The organism is Bacillus sp. SIMBA_008 (genome assembly GCF_046535495.1).
Lineage (GTDB): Bacteria > Bacillota > Bacilli > Bacillales > Bacillaceae > Bacillus > Bacillus subtilis.
In genome coordinates, this window is sequence record NZ_JAWRWL010001448.1 from 1 (window position 1) to 228 (window position 228).

Annotated in this window: 1 pseudogene; it reads left to right on the top strand. The window is 39.0% G+C overall.

Features of this window, described 5'->3' with window-relative positions:
- Positions 1–77: 77 nt before the first annotated feature.
- Positions 78–228, top strand: a pseudogene (locus SB658_RS28280) (amino acid permease); the annotation flags it as partial.

Sequence of the window (228 nt, forward strand, 5' to 3'; positions counted from 1 at the left end):
TTACTTACATACTCTTTTCTAGTGGGCTCATACTATATTCGCAGTTATGGAAATGAAAAACGGGGGGAGAGTCCAAAGTGAAGTCATTATTACGAAAAAAACCGCTTAGTACTGAATCACCACGGCAGTTAGATAGAACATTAACGGCACTTGATTTAACTTTTTTAGGAATTGGCGCCGTAATTGGGACAGGGATTTTTGTATTAACAGGTATTGTCGCAGCGAAAC